Here is a 19,083-nt window from a genome sequence, read left to right as displayed (position 1 = left end):
CGTCGCAACGCCCTCGGGTTCCGCAACCTGATCAACTACCGCATCCGGTCGCTACTGCACTGCGGAGCCCTCGCACTCTAAATCCGGAAGAGCCCGTTTCGCTATCGACGCCCACGGCGGATCCGGGCCCGGGCGACACACAGACCATCATCCCGCGCGCCACGTTCGTCTTTGCCGCCCATTGGTATGCACCGGTCCGCATCGGCCTTCTTTCGCAGGTTGCGCAGCAGACCGACGTGCGGGTGCCTCGGCTGCTCGGGCGACCCCTGGGGATGCGCACCCGACCGTACCGACATGGGCATTTCGGTACGGTGGGGTGCTCAGGGAGGCCCGGCGAGGTGAGGTAAGGGTGGCGAGGTAGTCATGCACCGCGTCTGCACGATAGGGCACTCGACTCGCGAGTTCGACGAAGTAGTGGAGATGTTGCGGAACAATAACGTCACCTGCCTGGTCGATGTACGTAGGTTCCCTTCATCGAGAAAATTCCCGCAATGGTACCGGTCGGCGATCGTGGAGGCGCTGCCCGACGATATCGGATATCAGTGGATTCCGCAGTTGGGTGGTCGCCGACACACGCCCAAGGGACAGCCCAGCATGAATGGTGGATGGAGAGTCCGGGCGTTCCGCCATTACGCCGACTACATGGCGTCAGAGGCTTTCAAGGAAGGACTGAAGGAGTTGCTGCAGCTGGCGGAGCAGGAACGGCCGGCGATCATGTGCAGCGAGGCCATGCCATGGCGTTGCCATCGCAGCTTGATCACGGATGCTCTGATCGTGGCGAACGTCGACGTCGTGGACATCCTGTCGATCACCTCGACAAGGCGTGCGACCCTGCACCAGCACGCACAGGTCCAGGACGGCCACCTGACGTATCCGCCCGATCGTGACATCGGATGAGCACACCGGAGATGGGCACACCGGGGAGGACCATCGTCGCGGCTGTGCGGGAGGTGGTCGCCTCGATCCCAGCCGGCTTCGTGGCGTCCTACGGAGATGTCTCCAGACGGATCGGTACGGGCCCACGACAGGTGGGACGCGCCATGGGCCTACTCGACGACGCCCCGTGGTGGCGCGTGGTCTACGCCGACGGAACACCCGCGTCATGCCACGGCGGGAGGGCAGTCGAGCTCCTCGACGAAGAGGGGACACCCATGCTCGCAGGACGGGCCCAGATGCACCGCGCGCGGCATCACTGGGACGCCCCGGATGTTGTACGTGCCGGAGAGAATTATGTCGTAGTCCGATAGAATACGGGTGGCTGGAGGTGTGTCATGGCCAGCGACCAGGAGTGGCAGGACGTCCGCGCGATCGCGCGTGTACTCGCCCAGGATCTGCGCATGACCCGGGCTTTCGACCGACACGAGCGCAGGCTGCGGCCTGACCCCGCTGCCGGCCGGGCCGGCCGCGCTCACCGGCTATCTCACCGACCTGGTCGGGCGCGGGCACGCCGTCGGCACGTTGTCGCGGCGGCTCTCGGCGATCCGGTTCGCCCACCAGCTCGCCGATCACCCCGACCCAGCCGCGGGCGCGCGGGTGTTGGCGGTGTGGGAGGGGATCCGCCGCACCCACGGCGCTCCGCCCGAGCAGGCCGCCCAGCTCATGCCCCCGGAGCTGTTCGACGTCGTCGCCGCCTGTCCCGGCCGGCGGATCTTCCGTTCACGGCCACCGGAGCAGGACCTGGCCGGGCTGCGCGACCGGGCGCTGTTGCTGGTCGGGTTCTTCGCTGCGCTGCGCCGCAGCGAGCTCGCCGCCCTAGATGTCGAGCACCTCACCGAGCACCCCCGCGGGCTCGTCCTCGGGCTCCCCGGGTCGAAGACCAACCAGACCGGCACCGTGGCCGAGCTCGTTGTCCTCCCGCGCGCGCACCGCCCGGAGCGCTGCCCGGTCATCGCGCTGCGCAGCTGGCTCGAGGCCGCCGACATCACCGCAGGGCCGGTGCTGCGCAAGGTCACCAAGGGCAATCGGCCCGCCGGCCGTGGGCTGCACCCGGAGTCGGTGAACGTGCTGGTGCAGAACGCCGTCGTCCGCGCCGGCCACGGGGGAGGGCCGTGGTCGGCGCACTCGCTGCGCGCCGGGTTCGTCACCTGCGCGCACCTGCGCGGGGCCTCGGACCGGGCCATCGCGCACCAGACCCGGCACCGCTCGCTGGCCTCGGTGGGGACGTATGTGCGGATCCACCAGGCCTGGGAGGACAACGCCGCCACCATGCTCGGCCTCTGATGCGATGAAGGGGCGGGGCCTCCCGCTCCTCGTGACCCTCGGCTCATGCTCGAGGTGCTTCACGCCAACGAAGTGGGGAGGCCCCGGTGAGCGAAGCATACGAGGGACGGCAGATCGTCGGGATGGATCTGCATCGGCGCCGCTCGGTGTTGGTGCGGATGGGCGAGTCCGGCGAGGTGTTGGAGACGGTGCGGATCTCCAACGACCCGGAGTACCTGGCCCAGCTGATGGCTCGGGCCGGGGAGGCCCCGGAGGTGGTGCTCGAGGCCACCTACGGCTGGTACTGGGCCGCGGACGCGCTCGCCGAGCTGGGCGCGCACGTGCACCTGGCGCATCCGCTGGGGGTGAAGATGTTCGCGCTGCGGCGGGTCAAGAACGACCAGCGCGACGCCGCGGACCTGGCGGATCTGCTGCGGATGGGCCGGCTCCCGGAGGCCTGGATCGCCCCGCCCGCGACCCGGGAGTTGCGCGGCTGGGTGCGGCATCGCGCGAAGCTGGTCGGGCTGCGCAGCAACCTGAAGTGCCAGGTCCACGCGGTGCTCGCCGGCGCCGGGGTGCAGGTGTTGATGAGTGATCTGTTCAGCCCCGGCGGGCACCAGCTGCTCACCGCCACCGCGCTGGCGGTCGAGTCCAGGGCGCGGGTGGACTCGCTGCTGAGGTTGATCACCGCTCTGGACTTCGGGATCGACACCTACGCCAAGCTCGTCGCCGGGCGGTTGCGCACCGACCCCGGCTACTAGGCCATCCAGGCCATTCCCGGAGTGGGGCCGCTGCTGGGCGCGGTGTTCGTCGCCGAGATCGGCGACATCAGCCGCTACGCCCACCCTGCGCGGCTGGCCTCGTGGGCCGGGCTGACCCCGACCCACCGGGAATCCGACACCACCATCCGCCGGGGGCGGATCACCAAGCAGGGCTCCCGACTGGTCCGCTGGGCCGCGGTCGAGGCCGTGCAACGGGTGCCCGCGCACACCCGCCTCGGGCAGCGCCGGGACCGGATCGCCGAGCGGCGGGGCCGCAACATCGGGGTCGTCGCTGCCGCCCGGGACCTGGTCACGCTGGTGTTCTACGGGCTACGCGACCATCACATCCGCTGCCTGCCGCCCACCGCCGGTGCGGCGTGAGCAGGCCCGAGAAACGTGGTGGGCGCGGATCGTGTGTGTCATGATCCCCGAGCTGGCTCGGCGTGATCGTCCCCTCTGATTGATCCCGCCCACCAACCACTTCTCGTCGCAGCGCACCATGCCGCCCGCCATTCACCGGTCGGCGCGGCGAAGGGATGACCGACGACCCCCGCGGGGCTCGTCCACATCAAGCCGGGGACCACGGCTTCAGGCGCAGCACACACAACCCCGCCGCCCCGACGAGCAGGAGCACCGACACCTTTGCGCGATCTCGCCAGCTGAACAGCATGCACCGCTCCCGGCGACGGCCTTAAGGACCTCCGGCCGCTACGCGGGTGCCCTCACGGGCGCTCCTTGACCCGCCGCCAGATCGTCGCGCCCACAGCACCCGGCGAAACCCTGGAAGAAGATCAACGACACCAAGACATGGGGTTGACCGGCCCCACCCCTGCTCCGAAAATCCCGCAGCCGAGCGCTCAACTCAAGCCGCGCCGGGATCGGTCCGGGGCTCGACGGTGACGGTGAGGCCGAGGGCTTCGAGTTGACGTATCGCGCGTCGACGTTGCTGCTCCTTGCTGACCTTGATCGCTGCGGCCGCGCCGGGGTCGTCATAGAACGCCCCGGTGGAGAGCAGGTTCCACGCGATCACCAGGATCTTGTGGGTGACCGCCATGATGGCCTTCTGTTTGCCATGCCGGCGCATCAGCTGCCGGTAGTAGGCCGAAAAGTAGGTGTCCCTGTTCTTGACCGCCGCCCAGGCGCACTCGGTGAGGACGTCGGCTGACCAGGGGGAGCCTTTGCGCGGCGTGGCCGAGCCACGTTTGCCCGCCGACTCCCGCTGCCCCGGACACCGCCCGGCCCAGGAGGCCAGATGCCCGGCGGTGGGGAACCGGGACATGTCCGGGTCGATCTCGGCGAGGATCACCTCGGCCGCCCGCGGACCCACCCCAGTGATCGAGTCGAGGATCATCAGCTGCCCGGCCCCAGGGCTCGACCAGCTCGGCGATCCGCTCCGAGAGCACCGTGATGTCGGCCGCCAAGGCCTCCACATGGGCCAGCATCCGGCCCAGCAGGAACGCGTGGTGCTGGCCGAACCGCGCGGTCAGCGCCTTGCGCAGCTGCGGCAGCTTCGCCCGCAGCCGAGCCCGCGCCAGCTCGGCCAGCTCCTGCGGGTCAGCCACGCCGTCGATCAGGGCGCGCATCATCTCCCGCCCCGACACCCCCATCACGTCGGTGGCCACGGTGGCCAGCCTCACCCCGGCGTCCTCGAGCACCTTGTGCAGCCGGTTCACCTCGGCGGTACGGGCCCGGATCAGCGCCTTGCGGTAACGGGTCAGGTCGCGCAGCTCGCGGAACGGCCGCGGCGGCACGAAGCTAGGCCGCAGCAGCCCGTACGACAGCACCTCGGCGATCCACTGCGCGTCGATCACGTCGGTCTTGCGGCCCGGGACGTGCTTGAGATGCGAGGCGTTGACCAGCAGCACCTCGAACTCGTCCTCCAACAGGTAGTACGGCGACTTCCAATACACCCCCGTGGACTCCATCGCCACATGCGTCACCGCGGCCGCGGCCAGCCAGTCCCGCAGCTCGAGCAGGTCCGGGATGGTGGCCCCGAAACTGCGGATCTGCTGGTCCAGCCCGCCGGTGTCGTCGACCACCCGCCGGCACACCACCAGCAACGCCTGCCCCACGTCGATGCCGGCGCACCGATCGATCAACCTCTGCATCGCTCCGCACCTCCCGTCCCCGGTAAGGACGTGCGCTCGCAAGGGGGCTACCAGGAGTGAGACGAATCTGCTCCACGTGCTCAACGGCAACAGTCCAGGGTGCCGCGCAGCCCCCGCGACCAGACTTCAGAGCGGGCTCACCAGGCACCAAGGGGCGGCCGGCGTCGTTGCGAGTGCACCCCACGATTTTTCACCGGCCACGGGTGGACCGAGAGGTCCATGGCGACTTCAGGGATGACACTGATGGCCTGGCTGCAGCTGAGGACCTGGCGTTATTAGAGGTGGTAGTCCGTCCTGTCGCTGCCATCTAGCCATTCGCTCTACCAGAGCACGCGCCCCCTTCACGAGATCTCAAGACCGTCCCATAACGCGCCCACCTCCGCTCGAGCCGCGGGGATCCATGCGGCGAGCGGGCCGTTGGATGTGACTTCGTCAGAGACCCCCCCCGCACCGCCGCGCCGGGGAGGACGACCAGGGCCCGGCTGGTGCAGGAGGCGTTCCATTAACTGGGAGGTGGGGACTCCCTGACCTTGGCCGCGGAGGTGGCGATCGAGGTCGGGGAGCGATGATCAGGCTGCCTTCTGCTGGGTCGCGTTGTTCTTGTGACGTGCCGCCTCCAGCCCAGCGAGGTGGCCGAAGACCAGCCCGAGGGAGATCGTTCCTCCGGCGCCACCGTAGAAGCCCTTGGTGGGGGCGCCTCCGGCGTTGCCCGCGGCGTATAGGCCGGCGATGACGTTGCCGTCGGTGTCCAGTGCTCGTCCGTGCGCATCGGTCCTGGGACCGCCCACGGTGCCCAGGGCGCTGGCCTCGACCTTCAGGGCGTAGTAGGGCGCGGTGTCGACCGGGCCCAGGACGCTGGACATCGGACTCTCGAGCACCGGGCGGATGATCCTGGCCAACGGTCCGACGACGACCGAACGGAGTTGTTCGGGGTCGTTCTTCCTCGCTGCCCATCCGGCGAGCTTGTTCACGACCGGCCCGATCGCCGCGGCGATCCGTTGCCGGGCCTTCGCGGTGGCGGCGGGGAACCGCGCGTCGGGAGAGTATCTGCCCAGCCGCGGGTAGAACGCGCCGAAGTAGCGGTCGAACAGGGTCTCGCCGCGGTGGAACTGCGGGTCGCGCGCCCGGCTGGCCTCGGGGTTGAACCGGTCGACGGTGCGGAGCAGTCCCACCTCGTTGATGCCGATGTCCGCCGCCAGCTCGGCGAGAGTGTCGGCACGGTGGAGGTAGTCGGGCACGTCGCCGCCCGGCGTGATGCCGAAGATGCCGAATCTGTTCCAGTAGTTCTGGTCGAAGATCAGCCACGCGGTCGCGTTGGGCATGGCCCCGGTTTTGGGGTCGACCTCGCGCATGATCGCGCCGAACTGGTCGTAGGCCAGCGCCTCGTTGGCGAAGCGCTCACCCTTGCTGTTGACCATGATGCTGTGGGGCAGTGCGCGCTCGCCGAGGAAGACCCGGCTGAGCGGTCGTCCCTCTAGCTCCTCGCCGGGCAGCTGCACCCCGGGCATCCACCAGGCGTCCTGCATACCGGTCAGGTCGGCACCCACTTCCTCGGCGAGCTGGACGGCGATGCCGTCGTGACCCTTGGGGGAGACCTGGGTGCCGAAGGGTGCGTCGAGGTGGGCCATGGTCAGCTCGGTCGAGCTCTCGAAGCCACCGCTGGCCAGCAGGACGCCCCCGGTGGCGTGCACCGAGTGCTCGGTGCCGTCAGCGCGTACGGCGACGCCGCGTACTCCCGACTCGTCGGTGATGAGCCGGACGGCGGGTGCCTCGACGCGGACGTCCACACCGTTGCGCAGGCCGGCCTCGAGCAGCGCTCCCACGAGCGCCGGGCCGGCCAGCCATGCCTCGTCGATGCTCATGCCGCCGAGGAGCCAGAACGGGAGTGGGTTCTTCGCCATGCCGGTGGTCAGGGCCGGCCGCACGAACTTCGCGGCCTCGCCCAGTCCCCGCGGGGAGTACGGGCCGGGGAACAGCGCCCTCCCGATGGCGGCGCCGTCGATGTCCGAGCGGTAGTCCGGCCAGATCGTCGGGATCCAGCCGAAGGCGGTGTGCTCCTCGATGTAGCGGGCGACATGGGGGCCGGTCTCTAGGAACTTCTCGATCATGGCGTGGTCGAGGACCTCGTCGCGGCCCTGGCCGTAGATGTAGCGCCGAGCTTGTTCCAGGTCGTCCTCGATCTTCAGCTCCTTGGTCGAGAAGCCATGGTTAGGAATCCATGCGGCACCCGCGGAGATGCCGGTGGCGCCGCCGACGAGCTCGCGGGACTCCAGGACGAGGACGCGAGCGCCCTCTTTGGCGGCGGTGAGCGCCGCCGTCAGGCCGGCGCCGCCGGATCCGACGATGACGACGTCCACCTCGGTCGGGATGCCCTCCTCGGGGACCCTGCCGATGGAGCCGGGGAACCGGTTGGAACTGTTGGTCATGTCTTCTTCCTCTGAGATGGGTGCGTTAGGGCGGGCGCCGCGCTGGGTCGTCGGGTGCTACCAGTTGGCAGGCGCGTCGCTGGCCGGGAAGGAGTCGTGCCCCCAGATATCGAGAAGGTCCGGCACAGTCGTCTCGGCATCGACGCGGCGCTTCGGGTGCGCGGGGGAAGCGGGCAGCTCTGAACGCGGGCGTCGCTCTCGCATGACGCGCGGGGCGGTGCGTGAGGCAATGAGTGTCGCGATCATCTCGCACTCCTTCGATTGGCGGGCTTCCCTGTGGGCAACGAACAAGATGGTTGGAATACTCCAATCAAAAGAGTGGCAGTAGTCTCGCCGCATGGATCGAGGAGCGCCCGGGCCCGCCGCTGACGCCGCGGTCGCGCTTGAGCGAGCGGTGCCGATGCTGGTGCGGTGGTTCACGGGCAGCGACGTCAAGCGCTCGATGCTTGCGGCCGCGGAACGGAACCTCTCCTTCGACGGACGCCTGTCCGCCGGACGCCGATAACCCTCAACCAACCCCAGCTACACCGGAAAGTTGGCTCTGGCGCAGATGCGGTGGTGCGGCCTCGCGGCGTTTCACGAACGAGTGCTCGAGTGTGGTCTGTGATCGTGCTCCCTGTGCGGTCATGATCTTGAAGAGTTCCTGTTCCCCGGGCTGTCCTCGCTGGTGGTCGAGGACGCGTTTGTCGTCGATGCCGTGGTGCGGGCAGGGCGCGCAGCTCCGGGGTGGACGCCACGTGCCCATCGTGCGGGACACGATCGGAACGCGTGCACGCCTAGACTGCTGCCCGCACCTCACCGCCCTGCTCGGGCATGTCCGCGACTTCGCGGCACTGCTGACCGAGCGGTGGGGCGAGGACCTGCACGGCTGGACGAGCGCCGTCGACAGCAGCGGCCTACCGGCCTTGCACGGGTTCGTCCGCCGCCTGCGCAAGGACTTGCCCGCCGTCGTGGCCGGGCTGACCCTGCCCTACAGCAACGGCCCCATCGAAGGCGCGACACCAAGGTCAAACTGCTCAAGCGACAGATGTATGGACGAGCCGGCTTCGCAGTGCTCCGCCGACGCATCCTGCTCAGCTGACCCGCCGTGCCACCGCTTCTGCGCCAGAGCCGGAATGTTGACAGTCCCACGACCGGGGTCAGCTGGGCCGCGAATGCCCCGGCGCAGCACCGGATCGTCGGCTCGAGGTCTCAACCCCGACCGCTCCGGGTGACACTTACCGCCGCTGGCTCGCAGGCGATGCCGCATAGTGTTCCGGCGCTGGTCCGACGGGTGCGCCGCCAACTCGAGTTGTGGGCCGCACAGTCCGGCGCTCACGCCGGCGGCCCGGTGGTCGTCGACCTGTCCGAGCTGACGGTGCTCGGCGTGGCGGTGTGTTCACGCGTTGATCGAGGCCGAGCTGACCTCGGTGATCGGCGCCGGCCAGCATGAACGCAGCTCCGCGCAGCGCAACAGCCACCGCCCGCGCACCCTCACCAGCACCATAGCAATCTGGGGCTGCGCATCCCGAAGCTGCGCACAGGTTCGTTCTTCCAGTCGCTGTTGGAGCGGCGCCGCCGCATCGACCAGGCCCTGTCCGCGGTGGTGATGGAGGCCTACCCGCACGGGGTGTCCACCCGCAAGGTCGACGACCTGGTCCGCGCCCTGGGCACGGACACCGGGATCTCCAAGTCAGAGGTGTCGCTCGCGGATCTGCGCCGACCTCGACGAGGAAGTCGGCGCGTTGCGCGACCGCTCCTGGCGATCGGCAGTTCCCGTACGTGTTCCTGAATGCCACCTACTGCAAAGCCCGGGTGAACCGCCGCGTGGTCTCCCAGGCGGTGGTGGTCGGCACCGGGGTGGCCGCGGCCGGGCGCCGCGAGGTCCTCGGGTTCGCCGTGGGCGACAGCGAGGACGGCGCGTTCTGGACCGCGATCACGGTGCTGAAGGCTTGACCAAGCGGGCCACCGGGCACTGCGCCTGCAGCAATTCAGCGGTCGAGGTGCCGTCCAGGACATCGCCTGGGTTGTCGGGGTTCACCCGGTTGGTCACGCCGACGACGATTCGAGGCTGGCCCGAGTTCCTCAACGACGTCGGGTGCGGCATCGGAGGGCACCGCAAGGCTGATCACCTCGGCCGCGGCGACGGCTTCGGAATTGCCATGATCACGTTCATCGTCGGTGCCTTCGTCTCCGACACTCGACGCCGACGAAGGCGATCAGCAGGACGAGGTAGGTGATGGCGACCCCGAGGGCGAGGACGGTGCCGCCCACCAGGGCGGCTTCGGCGACCATGCCGCAGTGCAGCAGTACCCCGATGACCCCGGCGATGCAGGCCAGCCGACGCTCGCCCGGCTCCGGGATGGAAGCGTGCTCTTCATCGGCCCCTGCGTGGGCGGTCCGGTCCGCGGGCACGCACCGGTCCGGGCTGCGCAGTTCGTGCTCGAGGTGGGCGAGTGCGGATCGCTCGTGTCGGGTCAGCGGACGCGCCCCGTGCGCGTCGAGGGCGGTGTCGCGCCCTGGCTGCCACCGCCCGGTGCGCCGGCTCATCGGGACCGCGGGTCGTCGTCGGGCTCCTGTTCACGGCCGACGGCTTGGGCGGCACGCTCCGATGGCGCGGCGTGGCCCCCGACGTGGGCCTCGGCGCGAGCACGCTTCACCAGGTGCGGGTAGTGCAGCTCGAAGGCCGGGCGCTCGGAGCGGATCCGGGGCAGTTCGGTGAAGTTGTGCCGCGGCGGCGGGCAGCTGGTGGCCCATTCCAGCGAGTTCCCGAAGCCCCACGGGTCGTCGACGGTGACCACCCGGCCGTAGCGGTAGCTGCGGAACACGTTCCAGATGAACGGCAGGATCGACACACCCAGCACGAACGCCCCGACCGAGCTGATCATGTTCAGGGTGGTGAAGCCGTCGGTGTTGAGGTAGTCGACGTAGCGTCGCGGCATGCCCTCGTTGCCCAGCCAGTGCTGGACCAGGAACGTGGTGTGGAACCCGATGAAGGTCAACCAGAAGTGCAGCTTACCCAGGGACTCGTCGAGCATCCGGCCGGTCATCTTCGGGAACCAGAAGTAGATGCCGCCGTAGACGCCGAACACGATCGACCCGAAGAGCACGTAGTGGAAATGTGCCACCACGAAGTAGGTGTCCGAGACGTGGAAGTCGATCGGCGGGGAGGCCAGCAGCACGCCGGTAAGGCCACCGAAGAGGAACGTGGCGAGGAAGCCGACCGAGAACAGCATCGGTGTCTCGAAGGTGAGCTTGCCCTTCCACATCGTGCCGATCCAGTTGACGAACTTGATGCCCGTCGGGATCGCGATAAGGAACGTGGTGAACGAGAAGAACGCCAGCAGCACCGCTCCGGTCGCGTACATGTGGTGCGCCCACACCGCCGAGGAGAGCATGGCGATGGCGATGGTGGCGAAGACCAGGGTCTTGTAGCCGAAGATCGGCTTGCGGGCGAACACCGGAATGATCTCGGTCATGATCCCGAAGAAGGGCAGCAGCACGATGTAGACCTCGGGGTGGCCGAAGAACCAGAACATGTGCTGCCAGAGAATCACGCCGCCGTTGGCCGGGTCGAACACGTGAGCGCCCAGGTGCCGGTCCGCGGCCAGGCCGAGCAGCGCTGCGGTGAGCACGGGGAACGCGATCAGGATCAGCAGCGACGTGACGAAGATGTTCCAGGTGAAGATCGGCATCCGGAACATCGTCATGCCGGGGGCGCGCATGCAGATGATCGTGGTGATGAAGTTGACCCCGCCCAGGATCGTGCCCAGGCCCGCCACCGCCAGCCCCATGATCCAGAGGTCGGCGCCGGCGCCCGGCGAGCGGATCGCGTCGGACAGCGGGGTGTAGGCGAACCAGCCGAAGTCCGCCGCGCCGCCGGGCGTGAGGAACGACGACATGACGATCAGGGCGCCGAAGAGGAACAGCCAGTAGGAGAAGGCGTTGAGCCGCGGGAATGCGACGTCCGGGGCGCCGATCTGTAGCGGCACGATGTAGTTCGCGAAGGCGAAGATGATGGGCGTGGCGTAGAGCAGCAGCATGATCGTGCCGTGCATGGTGAACAGTTGGTTGTACTGCTCGCTCGAGAGGAACTGCTGCTCCGGGCGCGCCAGTTCTGCCCGGATCAGCAGCGCCATCGCCCCACCGATCATGAAGAAGACGAACGACGTGACCATGTACAGGATCGCTATGTCCTTCGGGTCCGTCGTGCGCATCATCCGTAGGAGCGTGGAGCCCTTTCCGGTCCGGCGGGCCGGGTAGGGGCGGGTAGCGATCGGTTTCGGCTCGACAGCGGTCATGCCTTCGCTCCGTCGTGTGAGGGTTGCGGGCGAGCTCGCGAAACTTCAGGCGAGCGGACTAAACGCTAGCAGCAACTAGACACATGTCAACTCAGTACTTGACAGTCGTCAATCGGAGGGGCAGGTTGTCGACATGGGCGATGCATACGAGCGAAGCGCCGAGACCACTCTCGGGGCGCCCTCGTCCACCCGTGAGCGGATCCTTCGTGCCGCGGTGGAACTGCTCACCACCAGCGGGGCTGGCCGGGTCACCATGGCCGGCGTCGCGCGAGCCAGCGGCGTGTCCCGTCAGGGCGTCTACCTCAACTTCGAGTCTCGTGCCAGCCTGCTGTCGGCCCTCGTGCGACATCTCGACGACTCCCTCGGATTCACCGCTGCGGTCGACCAGGCCCGCCGGCTGCCCCCGGTGGAGGCGTTCACCGCGCTCGTGCACGCCTGGTGCGACCACTTGCCGCGCATCTACCCCGTCGCGGCCGAGCTACTCAGTGCCGGACAAGACGAAAATGTCGCTGTCGCCGAGCGGCTCAGCGGGCTCCATGGCGCCCTGCACGCCGCCCTTTCCCGTGTCCAGGACAACGGCGCCCTCGCCCCGGCCTGGACCGTCGAGGCCGCAGCGGACTGGGCCTGGGCCCTCAGCCACGTCACGTCCTGGCAGCACCTCGTCGAGGAACGCGGATGGCCGGCAGCCGCCTTCCGCGACCAGCTACTGCACACCCTCACCCAGCAGCTGCTCATCTCGACAGGGACCGGCCGGCGGGCGGGGCTCGCTGAACCGGGGGCCGTTGAGGCACTCGCGTGGTAGCGCCGCAGCGGGTCCGGTGCGTCCTCGAGGTGTCGTCATCGATCTCCCCGCCCCGTCCGTTTGCACGTGCTCAGGGCGGGGCAGCCCGGATCGCGCCCGGTTCCTCCAAGACGCCCGCGAGTTGCTCGATGCTCGCCCGGATGGCTCGTGTGCGGTGCTCGCCCAACGCCAGGACCAGGGCCTCGGCCATGCGGATGCGAATGGCCTCGACCTGCGCTACCACGATCCGCCCACGTTCGGTGACGTGCAGCATCCTCGCTTCGGACAGACAAGCGGCCGCAGCTGGGTGGTGATGGCGGCCTACTAGCGCGCGCTCCTGCAGCGCCTGCACGGTGGCGGCCGCGGCAGTGTCGGCCTGGCGGGTTGCGCGAGCGACGGCGCGCGCATGATCAGCACCTTCGGAAACCGCGAGCAGAGCCTCCAGCTCACCGAGCCGCAGTCCCGTCATCGCCTCGATCCGGGACAGCAGGCTCGTTGGCCTGGTGAGTCGATCGAGCTGATCGGCCAGCTCAAGGACGTCGCTCGCACGGGCGGCGCCACGTAGTGCTCGGAGCTCGAACTCTACTGGGGGCGGCTGCACCCATCTACTCCTTCCGACTGGCCGAGCCTGCTGGTCGTTCTCCGGGCCGCGATCATCGCCGGTGCACGGCGTCGCGGACGGCGGCCTCTCCGCCATTGGGTTGCACGTCTCAGCGGGCAGAGGTGGAGCCGTGTTCGGCATGAGCGCGGTGGAGCAGGGCCATCAGCTCCTGCTCTTCGCGGATCTGCGCGCGATACTTCTCCGGCAGCGCACGAATCTTCGCCTGCTCGGCGAGGAGCTTGCCGAAGATGTCCGCCCGGCGGATCGGGTCCTTCGCCATGTCGAGGTACTCGGCCGCGTGCCGGCGGGCGGCGGCCACTGCGTTCTGCGCCTTGCCCCTGGCGCTGGTCAACGAGGCGAGCACGGTGACGGCGAGGACGCCGATGATCACGGCGAGGGACACCCCGGTGCCGATCTCGACGACGTCGACCGGCTGCCCGTTGTTGATGAACGGAACGTTGTTCTCGTGCAGGGCATGCAGGACCAGCTTGACGCCGATGAACCCGAGGATCGCCGCGAGACCGTAGCTGAGGTAGATCAGCCGGTCGAGGAGTCCGTCGATGAGGAAGTAGAGCTGGCGCAGCCCCAGCAAGGAGAACGCAGTGGCGGTGAAGACCAGGTACACGTTCTGGGTCAGCCCGAAGATCGCTGGAATGGAGTCAAGGGCGAACAGGATGTCGGTCCCGCCGATGGCGACCATCACCAGCAGCATGGGGGTCATGACCCGCTTGCCGTTCTCACGGTGAACAGCTTGTCCCGGTCGTAGTGCTCGGAGGTATGGAAGATCCGCCGGACGAACCGGATCATGACGTTCTCCCTGTCGTCGTCGCGCGAGGCGGGCCGGAGCAGGTTGATCGCTGTGATCAGCAGGACCAGGCCGAACAGGTAGAACGCCCAGGCGAACGAGTTGATCAGCGCGGCGCCGAGGAAGATGAACCCGGTCCGGGCGATCAGGGAGAACACGATGCCGAACAGCAGGACCTTCTGCTGATCGGCGCGCGGCACTCTGAAGGTCGCCATGATGATCAGGAACACGAACAGGTTGTCGACCGACAACGCCTTCTCGGTGACGTAGCCGGCGAAGTACTCCGCCCCCATCGCCGTACCGCCGAAGGCCGTGACAGCGACACCGAACAGGATCGCGATGCTCACGTAGAGGGTCGACCAGACTGCGGCCTCGCGCAGGCTGGGAATGTGCGCTTTGCGCACATGGAAGATGTAGTCGAAGGCAAGCAGGGCGACGATCCCGATGATCGTCGCCCCCCAGACGACCCCTGGCACCGCCATTGGGCACTCCTGAACGGCGTCGGCCCGGCCGGCGTGGGCCGGGGCGGAACCGCGCACGCCGGCCGCGGCACCGATGGATCAAGAATTGAAAAGACGCCCGCCCGGTCTGTTGCCGGCATCCGCAGCGCGCCGAACCGACCGACGGGCTACGCGACCGTTGTGGTCATCGGACTGCGGCGGTCAGCGGCCACACGCGGTCGGTACGACCGCTCCTGTCAGGCGATGCCGGCGACGCGGGCGGCCTCGTCGAGGCAGCCGGCCTCGACCTCCACGGCGTAGTGGGCGGCCTGGAGGTTCTCGACACTGGCGAAATCGCGTTGCCCGTGGGTGGCCCAGTGCGCGACGAGCCCGAATGCCGCGCCCCACACTCCCCCGAGCACGAGGCCACCGAAGAGTGCCGCCACCACCCAGGTCTCCGAGCCCGCCGCGAGCAGACCGAACAGAAGGCCCACCAGCAGACCGAACCAGGCGCCGCCCGCGGCGCCGGCGGCCGCGGCGCGTGCCTTGGTCAGTCGCCCGGTGACCTGCTCGACGGTTCTGATCCCGGTACCGACGATCCTGACCATCCCGACCGGGAAGCCCCGATCCGAAAGCCGGTCGACCAGTTCCTGAGCCGGCCCGTAGCTATCGAACTCCCGCAGCACTTGCGAACCGGTGCGGGCAGCGTGCTCGTCGTCGGTGTAGCTAGCGCTCATTGCCGTCCTCTCGTCTCGTCGGTCGTGCGTACACCAGTTGCAACGCACCACTTAGTTGGATGGTTCCATCGAACCGTGTGAGTAGCATCGCCGTATGATCGAGGAGACGCAGCGGGCAAGGCCGGACGAGTCAGACAAGGTCGGGAGGCGAGTGCTCACCGGGGTGACCCAGATCGTGCGATGGGCCACGCGCGGCGACGTACGTCGTCGGCTACTCGGCGCGGCCGGTCGCGAGCTGTCGGTGGTGGAGGTGGATCTGCTGCGCACGGTTGTGGCGCACGGGCCGATGCGTGTCTCGGAGCTCGCCGAGGCGAAGGGCGTGGACAAGTCAACCGTCGTCCCGCCCGTCAAACGGCTGGAGGAGCGTGGCCTGCTCGAGCGCAGCCCCGATCCTCGCGACCGACGCGGTGTCCTGCTGGTCGCCACCGCCCGTGGACGCCGCGTACGGCGGGACATGGACACCGCGGGCGCTGCGGTGTTCGACGAGATCCTTCACAGTTGGCCGGCCGCCGACCGCCGGGCCCTGGCCGAGCTCCTCGACCGCCTGACCCGCGACCTGGCCGAACAACCGACCGGGCGCAGCGCCACCTCGCCATCGGAGGTCGTCTGAGCACGCCGTGCACGGGCTGCATCGGCTCAGCCGAGGCTCAGCCGAGGCTCAGGGGTCTGTCGGGACTGCGGAGGCTGGTCGGGGCCCCGGTGCATCGCCTATGCCTACCACCGGCGACCTGGGCTACGAATGGAACGAGTCGTCGTCCCGGCGACCTCACTTGATTGGTCGACGCTGGAGGACACCCGGGCCGAGGTGGTTTGCTTCGACAACGTCGGGCAAGACCCTCTGACGAGGCCCACGACTTGCCGACCACTGCCATGCGTTCGGAGGCGCTGTGAACACATCGCAGGTGTTGAGCGCGATCGAGGCCGCGCGGGCGTGGCAGGAGGAGTTCTACCGGGACCTGCACGCCCATCCCGAGCTGTCGCACCAGGAACGGCGCACGGCGGAGCGGGTGAGCGAGCGGCTGCGCCACGCCGGTTACGAGGTGCACGAGGGCATTGGTGGCACCGGCGTGGTGGGTGTGCTGGGCAACGGCACGGGCCCGACGGTGCTGTTGCGCGCCGACATGGACGCGCTCCCGGTGCGGGAGGACACCGGCCTGCCGTACGCCAGCACTGTCACCGCGACCGACCCCGCGGGCGACGAGGTGCCGGTGGCCCACGCGTGCGGGCACGACGTGCACGTGAGTTGCCTGCTCGGCGCCGCCCAGGTGCTCGGCGCCGGCCGGGACACGTGGCAGGGCACTCTGGTGGCGTTGTTCCAGCCGGCCGAGGAGACCGGCGACGGCGCCCGCGGCATGGTCGACGAGGGGCTGACCGACCTGATTCCGGCTCCGGATGTGGCCTTGGCTCAGCACGTGCTGCCGGCGCCGGCCGGGCAGGTGGGCACGCTCGCCGGGCCGGTGCTCTCCGCCGCGGACAGTATGCGGATCACCGTGCACGGACGCGGGGCGCACGGGTCGATGCCGCATGCCGCAGTCGATCCCGTCGTGCTCGCAGCAATGATCGTGATTCGGTTGCAGACGATCGTCTCGCGGGAGACCCCGCCCGGGGAGACCGCGGTGTTGACCGTGGGCTCGCTGCGGGCCGGCAGCAAGAGCAACGTCATCCCGGACCGCGCCGTGCTCGAGCTGAACGTCCGCACCTACAGCGAGAGCACGCGGACCACGATCCTGGATGCGATACGCCGGATCGTGACCGCGGAATGCCAGGCGTCGGGATGCCCGCGGGAGCCGGAGTTCGCGCTGTTCGACCGGTTCCCGCTCACCACCAACGACGCCGCGGTGACCGACCGCGTGGCCCGCGCGTTTGGCGAGGCCTTCGGCGAGCGAGCCGGCCAACTGGAGCAGCAGACCGCGAGCGAGGACTTCAGCGACATCCCCACGGCGCTCGGCGTCCCCTACACCTACTGGGGTATCGGCGGCATCGACCCGCAGACCTACCAGCAGGCGCACGAGGCGGGCCGGGTCGCACAGGACATCCCGGTCAACCACTCCCCGGGCTTTGCCCCGGTCCTCCAGCCCACCCTCGACACCGGTACCCAGACCCTCGTCGTCGCCGCACTCGCGTGGCTGGCTCCGTAGCTCACCGGTGGTCGTCGCGGCCCTCGTCCTGGTGGTGGCCGCGATCACGGTGGGGACGGCCGCTGCCGGGCGGGCCGGGCGCGTTCAGCTGGAACCGGACTCCGACCATCCTGACCGCGAAGCAGACCGCCGCGGCGCCGAGGGCCGCCGGTAGCCCATAGGTCCCGGTGCGGACGGCGGCGGCCGTGAGGGCGGCGGCGATCAGCGCCGGGATCGCGTACAGGTCGGAGTGCAGCACCGACGGGATCCGCCGGATCAGCACGTCGCGGATCGTGCCGCCGCCCACGGCGGTGATCGCGCCGAGCAGGATCGCCGGGCCGACGCCGAGACCGAACTCCAGCGCCTTGACCGTCCCGATCACCGCGAACACGCTCAACCCGACGGCGTCGAGCACGACGATCGACATCTCCAGCCGGTCCAGCCACCGGCTCAGCACGAACGCGACCACGCCACCGCCCAGGGCGAGAGCAAGGTAGCGCCAGTCGCCGAACGCGGCCGGAGGTATCGCACCGATCAGCACGTCACGCGTGATCCCGCCGCCGAGTGCGGTGATCATCGCGAGGGCGAGGACACCGACGATGTCGAGCCGCGCCGTGCGGACCGCGGTCAACGCGCCGTTGAGGCCGAACACGAACGTGCCGGCCAGATCCAGCGCGAGCAGCAACGGTGGCTCGGACGTCACGTCGCCATCTTCACAGCGCCTCGTCGTCTACGCCGTTCCGATCCATAGGGTGCTGCGCCGAGCTGCCCAGTTGGACGACTACCAGAACGTCCGAGGCCACCACTGCACGATCATGCGATCGTAGCTGGACGCCTGGCTTGACCAGCAACCTCTACCCGCCCAAGAGTTCCATCAGAATCTGAGCTCGGCGCCGAATCAGCCCAAAGGCCGCCACCCAACACCCACCGCATGAGACCTACTGCATGTCGATGTGGAAAGGCGCGGTGGCAGGTCCGATGGGCAAGCGGGAGTGGCACCGCTGCGGTCCTCGTCCTCGGGCTCGTGGACGAGCGAGGCGCGGCTCGCCCGGCTCGCGCAGGATGACGTCCTCGTCAGAGCCCAAACCGCCCATCTGGCAACCCAGACCCGGCTCGGGCCAGCCGTAGACCGGGCTGGCGGCATAGGCGCAGAACATGCCGATCGCGTTGGCCTCGGCCCGCTGCGTGGTCAGCGCGATCGGACGCTCACCGGAGCGGCGCTCGGCCAGGAAGTCCTCGAGATCAGCCGGCCGCCAGGTCCACGGATAGTCGCCCGCGTACTGCTGGATCCTTATGACAAGCCGCGTCCGTGTCTCGATGGTCGCCGTGACCAGCCCGCGGGCCAGCATCTGTGCCCGCCAGCCGTCCACCACGGCCTCGAAGACCCGATCCTCGGCGCGGAAGAGCCCGACGCTGCTGTCGCGCAGCACCCGCGGCACGAACCCCGGCACAGCGTCCACTCAGCCACCTCGCGCCGTGGAACCCTGCATCTAATCCAGGAACACGTTCCTGAAGGACGCCAGCGGCGACGTCGTCTGGAAGTTCCGTCGCGACATGCTGTCGCTGGCAGCCGAGTGCCACGTCAGGACGATCGTCTGCATCATCGACCACGGCGCCCGCTACCGGTCGCTCGACGTCGTCGGCGTCGGACAACAACTGCTGAAGTGGCTCTTCGAGCGCTACTCAATGTTCCTCATCGGCGTTCGCGACACGGGCATCATGATCGCTGATAGGGGCTCTTCCGGATTTAGAGTGCGAGGGCTCCGCAGTGCAGTAGCGACCGGATGCGGTAGTTGATCAGGTTGCGGAACCCGAGGGCGTTGCGACG

19 protein-coding genes and 3 pseudogenes are annotated in these 19,083 nt (G+C 68.8%); 10 read left to right on the top strand and 12 right to left on the bottom strand.

Translation table 11 applies throughout. From position 1 onward, the window contains the following. The first annotated feature begins 363 nt into the window (after positions 1-363). From AB0B41_RS38245 to AB0B41_RS38225, 5 genes are all read left to right on the top strand, one after another. Positions 364-897 carry a DUF488 domain-containing protein gene (locus AB0B41_RS38245; protein WP_358211918.1) on the top strand — a complete coding sequence of 178 codons (534 nt, stop codon included), beginning with the start codon at positions 364-366 and terminating at the stop codon, positions 895-897. Then, positions 894-1,247 carry an MGMT family protein gene (locus tag AB0B41_RS38240; RefSeq protein ID WP_358211917.1) on the top strand — a complete coding sequence of 118 codons (354 nt, stop codon included), beginning with the start codon at positions 894-896 and terminating at the stop codon, positions 1,245-1,247. The genes AB0B41_RS38245 and AB0B41_RS38240 overlap by 4 nt, the downstream gene beginning before the upstream one ends. 211 nt (positions 1,248-1,458) lie before the next feature. Then, entirely contained in the window at positions 1,459-2,220 is a 762-nt protein-coding gene (locus AB0B41_RS38235; protein ID WP_358211916.1) for a site-specific integrase, read from the top strand. 86 nt (positions 2,221-2,306) lie between these two features. Then, positions 2,307-2,960: a transposase gene (locus AB0B41_RS38230; RefSeq protein ID WP_358211915.1), complete on the top strand. Its 654-nt coding sequence runs from the start codon at positions 2,307-2,309 to the stop codon at positions 2,958-2,960. Between the two features lie 3 nt (positions 2,961-2,963). Further along, on the top strand, positions 2,964-3,341 hold the full coding sequence (locus AB0B41_RS38225; RefSeq protein WP_358211919.1) for a transposase: 378 nt from the start codon (positions 2,964-2,966) through the stop codon (positions 3,339-3,341). Between the two features lie 481 nt (positions 3,342-3,822). Here the strand turns inward: AB0B41_RS38225 and AB0B41_RS38220 are convergent, their stop codons facing one another. The 4 genes and pseudogenes from AB0B41_RS38220 to AB0B41_RS38205 all read right to left on the bottom strand — a co-directional run bounded on the left by AB0B41_RS38220 (position 3,823) and on the right by AB0B41_RS38205 (position 7,494). Next, positions 3,823-4,014, bottom strand: coding sequence for a hypothetical protein (locus tag AB0B41_RS38220; RefSeq protein ID WP_358211920.1), 192 nt, complete (start codon positions 4,012-4,014; stop codon positions 3,823-3,825). A gap of 96 nt (positions 4,015-4,110) precedes the next feature. Continuing rightward, positions 4,111-4,311, bottom strand: a pseudogene (locus AB0B41_RS38215) (IS110 family transposase); the annotation flags it as partial. 16 nt (positions 4,312-4,327) lie between these two features. Beyond that, a pseudogene (locus AB0B41_RS38210) lies at positions 4,328-5,068 on the bottom strand (IS110 family transposase); the annotation flags it as partial. A gap of 569 nt (positions 5,069-5,637) precedes the next feature. Continuing rightward, the gene (locus AB0B41_RS38205) at positions 5,638-7,494 is read right to left on the bottom strand and encodes an FAD-dependent oxidoreductase (RefSeq protein WP_358211914.1); all 1,857 of its coding nucleotides are present in this window, start codon (positions 7,492-7,494) and stop codon (positions 5,638-5,640) included. A gap of 1,412 nt (positions 7,495-8,906) precedes the next feature. On the opposite strand from AB0B41_RS38205, the pseudogene AB0B41_RS38200 reads away from it, so the two are divergent. Next, a pseudogene (locus AB0B41_RS38200) lies at positions 8,907-9,387 on the top strand (transposase); the annotation flags it as partial. Positions 9,388-9,645: 258 nt separating this feature from the next. Here the strand turns inward: AB0B41_RS38200 and AB0B41_RS38195 are convergent. After that, the gene (locus AB0B41_RS38195) at positions 9,646-10,023 is read right to left on the bottom strand and encodes a hypothetical protein (protein ID WP_358211913.1); all 378 of its coding nucleotides are present in this window, start codon (positions 10,021-10,023) and stop codon (positions 9,646-9,648) included. Continuing rightward, positions 10,020-11,774: a cytochrome c oxidase subunit I gene (ctaD, locus tag AB0B41_RS38190; protein ID WP_358211912.1), complete on the bottom strand. Its 1,755-nt coding sequence runs from the start codon at positions 11,772-11,774 to the stop codon at positions 10,020-10,022. Before ctaD ends, AB0B41_RS38195 begins: the two co-directional genes overlap by 4 nt. Before the next feature lie 133 nt (positions 11,775-11,907). Between ctaD and AB0B41_RS38185 the strand changes: the two genes are divergently transcribed. Next, the gene (locus tag AB0B41_RS38185; protein WP_358211911.1) at positions 11,908-12,576 is read left to right on the top strand and encodes a TetR/AcrR family transcriptional regulator; all 669 of its coding nucleotides are present in this window, start codon (positions 11,908-11,910) and stop codon (positions 12,574-12,576) included. A gap of 70 nt (positions 12,577-12,646) precedes the next feature. Here the strand turns inward: AB0B41_RS38185 and AB0B41_RS38180 are convergent, their stop codons facing one another. From AB0B41_RS38180 to AB0B41_RS38165, 4 genes are all read right to left on the bottom strand, one after another. Further along, positions 12,647-13,156 (bottom strand): hypothetical protein, encoded by a 510-nt coding sequence (locus AB0B41_RS38180; protein ID WP_358211910.1) that lies wholly within the window; start codon positions 13,154-13,156, stop codon positions 12,647-12,649. Between the two features lie 109 nt (positions 13,157-13,265). Next, positions 13,266-13,877, bottom strand: coding sequence for a hypothetical protein (locus AB0B41_RS38175; RefSeq protein ID WP_358211909.1), 612 nt, complete (start codon positions 13,875-13,877; stop codon positions 13,266-13,268). Further along, the gene (locus AB0B41_RS38170) at positions 13,874-14,500 is read right to left on the bottom strand and encodes a hypothetical protein (protein ID WP_358211908.1); all 627 of its coding nucleotides are present in this window, start codon (positions 14,498-14,500) and stop codon (positions 13,874-13,876) included. The genes AB0B41_RS38175 and AB0B41_RS38170 overlap by 4 nt, the downstream gene beginning before the upstream one ends. A 158-nt stretch (positions 14,501-14,658) precedes the next feature. Then, entirely contained in the window at positions 14,659-15,138 is a 480-nt protein-coding gene (locus AB0B41_RS38165) for a general stress protein (RefSeq protein ID WP_358211907.1), read from the bottom strand. Positions 15,139-15,232: 94 nt separating this feature from the next. Between AB0B41_RS38165 and AB0B41_RS38160 the strand changes: the two genes are divergently transcribed. Both AB0B41_RS38160 and AB0B41_RS38155 read left to right on the top strand, forming a co-directional pair. Continuing rightward, the gene (locus AB0B41_RS38160) at positions 15,233-15,748 is read left to right on the top strand and encodes a MarR family transcriptional regulator (protein ID WP_358211906.1); all 516 of its coding nucleotides are present in this window, start codon (positions 15,233-15,235) and stop codon (positions 15,746-15,748) included. 277 nt (positions 15,749-16,025) lie between these two features. Continuing rightward, positions 16,026-17,276: an amidohydrolase gene (locus AB0B41_RS38155; protein ID WP_358211905.1), complete on the top strand. Its 1,251-nt coding sequence runs from the start codon at positions 16,026-16,028 to the stop codon at positions 17,274-17,276. 1 nt (position 17,277) lies between these two features. Here AB0B41_RS38155 and AB0B41_RS38150 read toward each other — a convergent pair whose 3' ends face one another. Both AB0B41_RS38150 and AB0B41_RS38145 read right to left on the bottom strand, forming a co-directional pair. Then, positions 17,278-17,958, bottom strand: a complete 681-nt coding sequence (locus tag AB0B41_RS38150) for a trimeric intracellular cation channel family protein (protein WP_358211904.1) — start codon at positions 17,956-17,958, stop codon at positions 17,278-17,280. A gap of 235 nt (positions 17,959-18,193) precedes the next feature. Then, the gene (locus AB0B41_RS38145) at positions 18,194-18,715 is read right to left on the bottom strand and encodes a hypothetical protein (RefSeq protein WP_358211903.1); all 522 of its coding nucleotides are present in this window, start codon (positions 18,713-18,715) and stop codon (positions 18,194-18,196) included. Between the two features lie 94 nt (positions 18,716-18,809). Here AB0B41_RS38145 and AB0B41_RS38140 point away from each other — a divergent pair, with 94 nt between their 5' ends. Then, positions 18,810-19,052: a hypothetical protein gene (locus tag AB0B41_RS38140; RefSeq protein ID WP_358211902.1), complete on the top strand. Its 243-nt coding sequence runs from the start codon at positions 18,810-18,812 to the stop codon at positions 19,050-19,052. Positions 19,053-19,083: the final 31 nt, after the last annotated feature.

The organism is Pseudonocardia sp. NPDC049154, assembly GCF_040648315.1.
GTDB lineage: Bacteria > Actinomycetota > Actinomycetes > Mycobacteriales > Pseudonocardiaceae > Pseudonocardia.
Note: the sequence above shows the minus strand (reverse complement) of the source record. Positions and strands in the feature narration are given on the sequence as shown.

Excerpts from the sequence above, each read along its gene's own strand:
- AB0B41_RS38240 (WP_358211917.1), top strand. The coding sequence starts at position 894 with ATGAGCACACCGGAGATGGGCACACCGGGGAGGACCATCGTCGCGGCT.
- AB0B41_RS38160 (WP_358211906.1), top strand. The coding sequence starts at position 15,233 with ATGATCGAGGAGACGCAGCGGGCAAGGCCGGACGAGTCAGACAAGGTC.
- AB0B41_RS38175 (WP_358211909.1), bottom strand. The coding sequence starts at position 13,877 with ATGACCCCCATGCTGCTGGTGATGGTCGCCATCGGCGGGACCGACATC.
- AB0B41_RS38140 (WP_358211902.1), top strand. The coding sequence starts at position 18,810 with ATGCTGTCGCTGGCAGCCGAGTGCCACGTCAGGACGATCGTCTGCATC.
- AB0B41_RS38165 (WP_358211907.1), bottom strand. The coding sequence starts at position 15,138 with ATGAGCGCTAGCTACACCGACGACGAGCACGCTGCCCGCACCGGTTCG.
- AB0B41_RS38195 (WP_358211913.1), bottom strand. The coding sequence starts at position 10,023 with ATGAGCCGGCGCACCGGGCGGTGGCAGCCAGGGCGCGACACCGCCCTC.
- AB0B41_RS38205 (WP_358211914.1), bottom strand. The coding sequence starts at position 7,494 with ATGACCAACAGTTCCAACCGGTTCCCCGGCTCCATCGGCAGGGTCCCC.
- AB0B41_RS38185 (WP_358211911.1), top strand. The coding sequence starts at position 11,908 with ATGGGCGATGCATACGAGCGAAGCGCCGAGACCACTCTCGGGGCGCCC.
- AB0B41_RS38245 (WP_358211918.1), top strand. The coding sequence starts at position 364 with ATGCACCGCGTCTGCACGATAGGGCACTCGACTCGCGAGTTCGACGAA.
- AB0B41_RS38220 (WP_358211920.1), bottom strand. The coding sequence starts at position 4,014 with ATGGCGGTCACCCACAAGATCCTGGTGATCGCGTGGAACCTGCTCTCC.
- ctaD (WP_358211912.1), bottom strand. The coding sequence starts at position 11,774 with ATGACCGCTGTCGAGCCGAAACCGATCGCTACCCGCCCCTACCCGGCC.